Origin of the sequence: Paracoccus sp. UBA5162, from assembly GCF_002413585.1 — a bacterium.
GTDB lineage: Bacteria > Pseudomonadota > Alphaproteobacteria > Rhodobacterales > Rhodobacteraceae > Paracoccus.
This window is the reverse complement of sequence record NZ_DHXG01000039.1, coordinates 20,325-28,648: the sequence shown is the minus strand read 5'-3', so window position 1 is coordinate 28,648 and position 8,324 is coordinate 20,325. Positions and strand designations below refer to the sequence as shown.

Annotated in this window: 7 protein-coding genes and 1 pseudogene; 1 reads left to right on the top strand and 7 read right to left on the bottom strand. The window is 65.8% G+C overall.

Going from position 1 to position 8,324, the window contains the following annotated elements; translation table 11 throughout:
- The 6 genes from B4A72_RS05490 to B4A72_RS05465 form a co-directional block, all read right to left on the bottom strand.
- The coding region (locus B4A72_RS05490) for a S41 family peptidase (RefSeq protein WP_292978201.1) at positions 1–1,031 on the bottom strand (1,031 nt) is incomplete at its 3' end.
- Between the two features lie 16 nt (positions 1,032–1,047).
- Positions 1,048–2,238, bottom strand: a complete 1,191-nt coding sequence (locus tag B4A72_RS05485) for a murein hydrolase activator EnvC family protein (RefSeq protein WP_292954675.1) — start codon at positions 2,236–2,238, stop codon at positions 1,048–1,050.
- Positions 2,235–3,752, bottom strand: a complete 1,518-nt coding sequence (gene gpmI / locus B4A72_RS05480) for a 2,3-bisphosphoglycerate-independent phosphoglycerate mutase (protein ID WP_292978200.1) — start codon at positions 3,750–3,752, stop codon at positions 2,235–2,237. The genes B4A72_RS05485 and gpmI overlap by 4 nt, the downstream gene beginning before the upstream one ends.
- Before the next feature lie 190 nt (positions 3,753–3,942).
- Positions 3,943–4,410 carry a 23S rRNA (pseudouridine(1915)-N(3))-methyltransferase RlmH gene (gene rlmH / locus B4A72_RS05475; protein ID WP_292954681.1) on the bottom strand — a complete coding sequence of 156 codons (468 nt, stop codon included), beginning with the start codon at positions 4,408–4,410 and terminating at the stop codon, positions 3,943–3,945.
- A 4-nt stretch (positions 4,411–4,414) separates the two neighbouring features.
- Entirely contained in the window at positions 4,415–4,837 is a 423-nt protein-coding gene (gene rsfS, locus B4A72_RS05470) for a ribosome silencing factor (RefSeq protein ID WP_292978203.1), read from the bottom strand.
- A 76-nt stretch (positions 4,838–4,913) separates the two neighbouring features.
- Positions 4,914–6,284, bottom strand: coding sequence for a mechanosensitive ion channel family protein (locus B4A72_RS05465; protein ID WP_292954684.1), 1,371 nt, complete (start codon positions 6,282–6,284; stop codon positions 4,914–4,916).
- A gap of 262 nt (positions 6,285–6,546) precedes the next feature.
- Here B4A72_RS05465 and leuC point away from each other — a divergent pair, with 262 nt between their 5' ends.
- Positions 6,547–7,977 (top strand): 3-isopropylmalate dehydratase large subunit, encoded by a 1,431-nt coding sequence (gene leuC / locus B4A72_RS05460; RefSeq protein WP_292954687.1) that lies wholly within the window; start codon positions 6,547–6,549, stop codon positions 7,975–7,977.
- A 42-nt stretch (positions 7,978–8,019) separates the two neighbouring features.
- On the opposite strand, the pseudogene B4A72_RS05455 reads toward leuC, so the two are convergent.
- Positions 8,020–8,324: pseudogene (locus B4A72_RS05455) on the bottom strand (hypothetical protein); the annotation flags it as partial.

Below are 8,324 nucleotides of genomic sequence, written 5' to 3'. Positions count from 1 at the left end.
GCCGTGGTCAGCCGGATCGCGCTGTCCGACGTGACCGGCATGACCGTCTGAACGCTGCCCTTGCCGAATGTCTTCTCGCCCACGACGATGGCGCGGCGGTGGTCCTGCAGGGCACCGGCCACGATCTCGGAGGCGCTGGCGGAACCGCCATTGGTCAGCACCACCATCGGCCTGCCCTGGGCCAGATCGCCGGGTTCCGCGTTCCAGCGTTCGCTGTCCTCGACCTTGCGGCCGCGGGTGCTGACGATTTCGCCGGCATCGAGGAAGGCGTCGCTGACGCTGATCGCCTGGTTCAGCAAACCGCCCGGATTGTTGCGCAGATCCAGAACGAAGCCCGTCACCTTGTCGATGCCGCCGACCTCCTTGACCGCCTTGTCCAGTTCGGTTTTCAGCGTATCGTAGGTTTCATCATTGAAGGTCGAGACGCGCAGGATGACCGCATGCCCCTCGACGCGGCTTTTCACCACGGTCAGCTTGATCGTGTCGCGGGTCATGGTCAGATCGAAGGGTTCCTTTTCGCCCTCGCGCAGGATGGTGACGGTGATATCGCTGCCGACCGGGCCACGCATCATGTCCACCGCCTCGTCCAGCGTCAGCCCCATCAGCGATTCGCCGTTCACATGGGTGATGAAATCGCCGGTCTTGACGCCCGCTTTCGCCGCCGGCGTATCGTCGATGGGCGAGACGACCTTGACCAGACCGTCCTCCTGGCTGACCTCGATGCCAAGGCCGCCAAAGCTGCCCCGCGTCTGGGTCTGCATGTCTTCGTAATCGTTGGCCGCGAGAAAGCTGGAATGCGGATCCAGCGATGTCAGCATCCCGTTGATCGCGGCCTCGATCAGCTTCTTGTCATCGGGCGCCTCGACATAATCGGCGCGGACCCGTTCGAACACGTTGCCGAACAATTCCAGCTGTTCATAGACCGAGGCGTTCTTTCCCGCCTCCTGCGCGACCAGCGGCCCGGCGATCTGCGTGGTCAGAAGCGCGCCGGCAAGCACACCGCCCACGCCGGAAATCAGATAATGTTTCATGACGGCCTTTCCTGCCTCAATCCTCTTGCGGCTCGACGATGGGATTCAGCACGAACCAATCCGCCGGGTCCAGCGTTTCCTGTTCCTTGCGCAATTCCAGATACAGGCTTTCTGTCTGGCCTGCATCCCCGCCGCGCGCGGCATCGGCGACGAACTGCGCGCCGAATTCCTGTTCCGGGGCCTCCTTGCCCCCCATCAGGCCGACCGGATCGCCCGCCTTCAGCACATCCCCGATTTCGCCGAAGACCTGCGCCATGCCCGCAAATATCAGAAGATAGCCGCGCGCGGGCTCCAGGATCATCACATTGCCGTAATCCAGCAGCGGCCCGCGATAGCGGATCGTGGCCGGCCACGGCGTCGTGACCAGTGCGGCGGGCGCGGTCGCGATCACCCAGCCGGGCCGCTTGACACCGGCCGCGTCGGCCTCGCCATAGGGGCGCAGCACGCTGCCCACCACCGGCAGCGGCAGCGAGCCCTGCGCACCCTCGAAATCCTCGCGCGGGGCGCCCACATCCATCTCGATCCCAGCCACCCCGGCGGCGAACTGGTCCAGACTTTCGGCCGCATCGCGCAGTTTCTGCAATTCCTCGGGTGCCTCGGCAAAGCGAATCGGCATGGTCGAACGGTCGGTAACGGCCGAGGCCAGCAGTCGCCGCGCCTCCTGCACCGATGCCAGTCCCGATCCCAGCATCTCGGCCGCCGCCGATTGCAGCGCCCGCACGGTCGAGATTTCATCCAGATCGGCCTTCAGCCGCTCTGCCTCGGATTTCAGGCCGGGCGTCACGTCCGACAGGATCATCCCCGATCGCGCATTGGCCAGCGCGCCCGCCGGATGCAGCAGCATCGTCGCTTCGGGCGATTGCTGCAATGCGGTCATCGCGCCCAGAACGCTGGCCAGACGATCGCGCTGATCCTCGAACCGCGCCCGCAGCTCACCCTCGCGGGCACTGGCCTGCCGCAGACCCTCGCGCAGCGCGGCAAGACCCAGCTCGTAGCCGCGAATGACCTCGGTCAGCGCGGTGACCTGATCATCGGCGCTGACCGCCTCGGCCAGCTTGCCGATGGCCGCCCGCAACTGCGCCGCCGCGTCCTTGGCATCGGTGACCGCCTCGCTGGCCGGACTCGCTGCCATTGCCGATGGCGCGAAAAGCGGCGCCACCGGCAGCAGCGCGCCAAGCACGGAAATCAGGATCAGGCGCGCGATCATGCTGTCTCGATCAGGCTTTGGCCGGTCATTTCGGCCGGCTGGTCCAGGTCCATCAGTCGCAAGACGGTCGGGGCGACATCGGCCAGCCGGCCGTCATGCAGCGTCGCGCCGTCAGGGCCGCCATAGACGATCACCGGCACCGGGTTGGTCGTATGGGCGGTATGAGGTCCGCCGGTTTCGGGGTTGATCATCGTCTCGCAATTGCCGTGATCGGCGATGATGACGGCCGCGCCGCCGGCACGATCCAGCGCCTGAAGCATCCGTCCCAGACCCTCGTCCACCGCCTCGCAGGCGCGAATGGCGGCGGGCAGGCTGCCGGTATGGCCGACCATGTCGGGATTGGCGAAATTGACCACGATCAGGTCATAGCCGGCGCCGATTGCCTCGACCAGCTTGTCGCTGACTTCGGCGGCGGCCATTTCCGGCGCCAGATCATAGGTCGCGACCTTCGGGCTTTGCGGCATGAAGCGATCCTCGCCCGGTTCGGCCGCCTCCTTGCCGCCATTGAGAAAGAAGGTGACGTGGGGATATTTCTCGGTCTCGGCCAGGCGGAACTGGCGCAACCCCCGGCCGGCGACCCAGGCACCCAGCGTGTTGACCACCTGCCGCTTGGGATAGGCCGATGCCATCCAGTCATTGTGCCGGTCGCTGTAATCGACCATGCCCAGCAGCGCCGCCCATTGCGGCCTGTCGCCGGTATCGAATTCCGCGAAATCGGGATCGGCCAGGGCCGACAGGATCTCGCGCGCGCGGTCGGCGCGGAAATTGAGACAGAAGAACCCGTCGCCGTCCATGGCGCCGTTATAGCCGTCGATCACGAAGGGCTTGATGAATTCGTCGGTCTCCTCGCGGCCATAGGCGGCGGCGACGGCGGCATCGGCGCTGGCGGCAGCCTCGCCCTCGCCCGCCATGATGGCCCGAAAGGCCCGCTCGACCCGGTCCCAGCGCTTGTCGCGATCCATTGCGAAATATCGCCCGATGACGGTGCCGATGCGGCAGCCCTCGGGCAGATTGCCCTGCAGGTCGGTGACAAAACCCTTGGCCGATTGCGGCGGCACGTCACGTCCATCGGTAATCGCATGAACCACCACCGGCACGCCGGCCTCCGACACCGCCTTGGCGGCCGCCAGGACATGCCGGATATGCCCGTGTACGCCACCATCCGAGACGACGCCCATCAGATGCGCGCTGCCTCCGGTCTCCTTCAGTCGCGCCACGAAACCGCCAAGGGTTTCATTGCCAAAGAAGCTGCCATCCTCGATGGCCAGGTCGATCTGGCCCAGATCCATCGCCACGACCCGGCCGGCGCCGATATTGGTATGGCCAACCTCGGAATTGCCCATCTGACCCGAGGGAAGCCCCACATCAGGACCGAAAGTGGTCAGCCTCGCATGCGGGCAATGCCGCATCAGGCGGTCGAAATTTGGCGTCCGCGCCTGGTCGGGCGCGCTTTGTTCCGGCCGGTCCGAGATACCCCAGCCGTCGAGGATGCACAGGATCACGGGTTTGGTCATTCGCGCCTCGCCTTGTTTGCGCCTTTGCGCCCGTTGTTACGCCCGCACACGCGATGCGACAACCACCGATCCAGGCCCCAGCCCCCGAACGCGGCGATTTGACCGGCGCAGCCAGATCTGTCCTTCTCGGTTGCAGAAATACCCTCGGGGGGAGTCCCGGAACGGGACGGGGGGCAGACCGCCCCCCTTTTCACGCGCGATGATAGGGAGCACCGGCCAGGATCGTCGCGGCGCGATACAGCTGTTCGGCCAGCATGACGCGGACCAGAAGATGCGGCCAGACCATGCGGCCGAAGCTGATCTGCCATTCGGACCTGCCACGCAAACCGGATTCCAGCCCGCCCGCGCCACCGATCACGAAGCACAGATCGCGTGCGCCATCGCGATATCCCGCGATCCGGGCGGCGAAATCGGGCGATGTCGGCTGATCGCCACGCTCGTCCAGTGCGACCAGCGCGGCACCCTGCGGAATGGCTCGTTCCAGCAACAGGGCCTCGGCCGCCATCCCGCCGCCGCGGCGGTCCTCGACCTCGTGCATGGTGACGGCCGGAAGGCCAAGGCCGCGACCGGTTTTTGCAAAGCGATCGAGGTAATCCGCGACCAAAGCCGCCTCGGGGGCCTTCTTCAGCCGTCCCACGGCGACAATGTCGATCCGCATCGCCTCAGGGCGCGGGATGGGCGGGCTGGCGGACGCGGCTCAGCGCGTCGGCGGGCATCCACATCTTTTCCAGCTGATAGAAGTCGCGGACCTCGGGCCGGAATACATGCACGATCACGTCGTCGGTATCGACCAGCACCCAATCGCCCGCGTCCTTGCCTTCGATCCGCGCCGAACGCCCCGTATCCGCCTTGAACTTTTCGGCCAGATGTTCGGCGATGGCGCCGACTTGCCGCGCGCTGCGGCCCGACGCAATGACCATGTGGTCCGCGATGGCCGATCTGCCGCGCAGGTCGATCGTCACGATATCCTCGGCCTTGTCATCTTCCAGCGAGGACAGGATGCGGTTCAGAAGCTGATCGCTGCTCAGTTCTTCATCCGCGGCGGTCGCGGCCGGCCCGGCAGCCGGCGAGACGTCTTGTGACAGGGTTGTATCCTCCGGTCAGCGCGCCGATCACCCCCGGCGCAGAGGTAGTCTGAAGATAGCATCTTTTTGCCGCATCTCAATCGTCGCGGCCGGATTCCGCCGCCAGCGGACCCTGTCCCGGCTCTTCCCGCCCCGCCCGGCGCAGTCCGATCGCCTCGTTCAGCACGCGAACCTCGCGCTGCGGGAAGGGGATGGAGATGCCGTTTTCCACGAATCCGTCCCACAACGCCAGATAGACCTGACCGCGCACATTGGTCAGGCCCGCCTCGGCATCGCCGATCCAGAAGCGCAGCACATAATCGACAGAACTGTCGCCAAACCCGGTGACCCAGCAGACCGGACGGCGCTGCGCCAGAACCCGCTTGACCGTCAGTGCGGCGTTGATCGCGATTTCGCTGACCTTGTGGGGATCGTCGCCGTAGGACGTGCCGAAGTTCAGGTCGAGCCTCACGAAATTGTTGGTGTGGGACCAGTTCACCACCTGCCCGGTCACCAGATCCTCGTTCGGGATCAGATATTCCTTGCCGTCGCGCGTGACCACGCTGACATAGCGCGCGCCCAGTTCCTCGATCCAGCCGAAGGTGTCGCCCAGGCTGATGACATCGCCGGGCTTGATCGACTTGTCCAGCAGGATGATCACACCCGAGACGAGGTTCGACACGACCTTTTGCAGACCGAAGCCCAGGCCGACGCCGACCGCGCCGGAAAAGACTGCGAGGCCGGTCAGATCGAAGCCGACCGCCTTCAGCCCGACGATGACGGCCAGACTGAACAGCACCACCTGCAAAAGCTTGGCTGTCAGCACCCGCATCGTGGGCGAGATGTCCTCGTTCCGCGACAACCGCCCGGTGATCAGGCGCGACAGGATCCGCGCCCCGGCGATCATCAGCCCGGTGACCGCCAGCGCCTTCAGCACCACCAGCGCCGACAACCGCAGATCGCCGATGGTGATAGCAAGAGTGTCGAGGAAATTCGCCGCCGGCTGGATCAGGTCCAGCAGGTACAGCGTCACCCAGATCCACGCGGCCCAGCTGACGATGCGGCGCAGAAAGCGATTGCGGATCACGCGCGCCAGAAAGAAGATCGCGACCCAGGCCGTCGCGATGGTCGCGGCCAGCGCGATCAGCTGGCTGCGCGACGGCCAGGTGATCTCTCGCATCACCAGCGCCACGGCCCAGGCCAGGATCATGAACACGATCAGCGTCATCCGCCGGTCGATCAGAAGGCCCAGCCGCAATCGCCATTTCGGCCAGTTTGCCTGGTGGCGCAACCAGTCGGTGAAAAACCTCGACGCGACGCGGGCCAGAAGCCACGAGACAATCAGCAGGGCCGCCACCGCGACAAGCTGATAGAGCCGTGTCGGGACCAGCATGATCTCGAAGAACAGGACGATCCTCGCCCAGAAACCCTGCGCGGCGTTGATCATGTCGGGACTGACCTGGTCCATGCGCGATCCTCCTGCGCTCGATTAGACCGATGCACAGACGGTCCGGCAAGGCCTGCGATATTGCGTCAACGCCGCAAGCGTCCTAAAAGATCAGCCATGCCCGGGTTCATCTATTTCGACATCCACGACCGCGCGCGCCTGCCCTCGCGCTTTTTCGGCGAGACGCTTTGCGTGACGGCCCGACTGTGACCGGCGGCGGATCCCCCGCCGCAGCCACGCCATGTCGCGCCCTGAACCGCCCCGTAGCCGAAAGCCCAAGCCAATGACCGAACATGCCGCAGCACCGCGCACCCTCTATGACAAGATCTGGGACGCCCATCTGGTCGACCGTCAGGAAGACGGCACCTGTCTGCTGTATATCGACCGACATCTGGTCCACGAGGTGACCAGCCCGCAGGCCTTCGAAGGTCTGCGCATGACGGGCCGCAGCGTGCGCGCGCCCGGACGCACCATCGCCGTGCCCGATCACAACGTGCCCACGACGCTGGACCGCGAAAACGGCATCGACAACGAGGAGAGCCGGATCCAGGTCGACGCGCTGGACCGGAATGCACGCGAATTCGGCGTGATCTACTACCCGGTCAACGACATCCGCCAGGGAATCGTCCATATCGTCGGCCCCGAACAGGGCTGGACCCTGCCCGGCATGACCGTCGTCTGCGGCGACAGCCACACCGCCACCCATGGCGCCTTCGGGGCGCTGGCCCACGGCATCGGCACATCCGAGGTCGAACATGTGCTTGCCACCCAGACCCTGATCCAGTCCAAGTCGAAGAACATGAAGGTCGAGATCACCGGACGCCTCGCCCCCGGTGTCACCGCCAAGGACGTGGTGCTGGCGATCATCGCCGAAACCGGCACCGCGGGGGGCACCGGCCATGTCATCGAATATTGCGGCGAGGTCATCCGCAACCTGTCGATGGAAGGCCGCATGACGATTTGCAACATGGCCATCGAGGGCGGCGCAAGGGCCGGACTGATCGCTCCGGACGAAACCACCTTTGCCTATGTCAAGGGTCGCGCCCACGCCCCGAAGGGCGCACAATGGGAGGCGGCGCTGGCCTGGTGGCGCACGCTTCGATCGGATGACGGCGCGCATTGGGACAAGACCCTCACCCTGCGCGGCGAGGATATCGCCCCCACCGTCACCTGGGGCACCAGCCCCGAGGACGCGCTGCCCATCGACGCCACCGTCCCCGCGCCCGAGGATTTCAGCGGCGGCAAGGTTCAGGCCGCGCGCCGCAGTCTGGACTATATGGGACTGACGGCAGGAACCAGGCTGACCGACATCGCCATCGACGCCGTGTTCATCGGTTCCTGCACCAACGGCCGGATCGAGGATCTGCGCGCCGCCGCCGAAATCCTGCGCGGGCGCAAGCTGGCCGAGGGCGTGCGCGGCATGGTCGTTCCGGGATCGGGGTTGGTGCGCGCGCAGGCCGAGGAAGAGGGGCTGGATCGCATCTTTACCGATGCCGGTTTCGAATGGCGGCTTGCGGGTTGTTCGATGTGTCTGGGAATGAACCCCGACCAGTTGGCCCCCGGCGAACGCTGTGCCGCAACCTCGAACCGCAATTTCGAGGGTCGGCAGGGCTACCGGGGCCGCACCCACCTGATGTCGCCCGCGATGGCCGCGGCGGCGGGCGTTGCCGGACATCTGGTCGATGTCCGGGACTTCGCGGCCCAGCCGGTCTGAGGCCGCGGCGTGGTCCGGATCATCGGCATGAACGGCGTCGCCTCACGACCACTGGGGCGCGGGCGATTGCGGGCGTCGCAGGATGGCGACGGCATTCAGCGCGATCAGCACAAGGCCCGCATTCTCGAACAGGTAATTGCCGCTGACGCCGAACTGGTTCAAACCGATCAGGCGGTCAACGTGATGAAAGCTGACGGCGCGAACCATCACGAAGGCTGCAAGAACGATCAGCCCGGCCAGAGCCACGCCGTGTCGCCGCAATCGACCCCGCAGGCCCACCAGACCGGCGATCAGCCCGGCCGCGGCAAGGAGCAGCAGGCCAAAGATGAACGCCTCCTGCACGAATC

Coding starts and splice junctions, on each gene's coding strand:
- B4A72_RS05485 (WP_292954675.1), bottom strand. CDS start 2,238: ATGATCGCGCGCCTGATCCTGATTTCCGTGCTTGGCGCGCTGCTGCCG.
- gpmI (WP_292978200.1), bottom strand. CDS start 3,752: ATGACCAAACCCGTGATCCTGTGCATCCTCGACGGCTGGGGTATCTCG.
- rlmH (WP_292954681.1), bottom strand. CDS start 4,410: ATGCGGATCGACATTGTCGCCGTGGGACGGCTGAAGAAGGCCCCCGAG.
- B4A72_RS05465 (WP_292954684.1), bottom strand. CDS start 6,284: ATGGACCAGGTCAGTCCCGACATGATCAACGCCGCGCAGGGTTTCTGG.
- leuC (WP_292954687.1), top strand. CDS start 6,547: ATGACCGAACATGCCGCAGCACCGCGCACCCTCTATGACAAGATCTGG.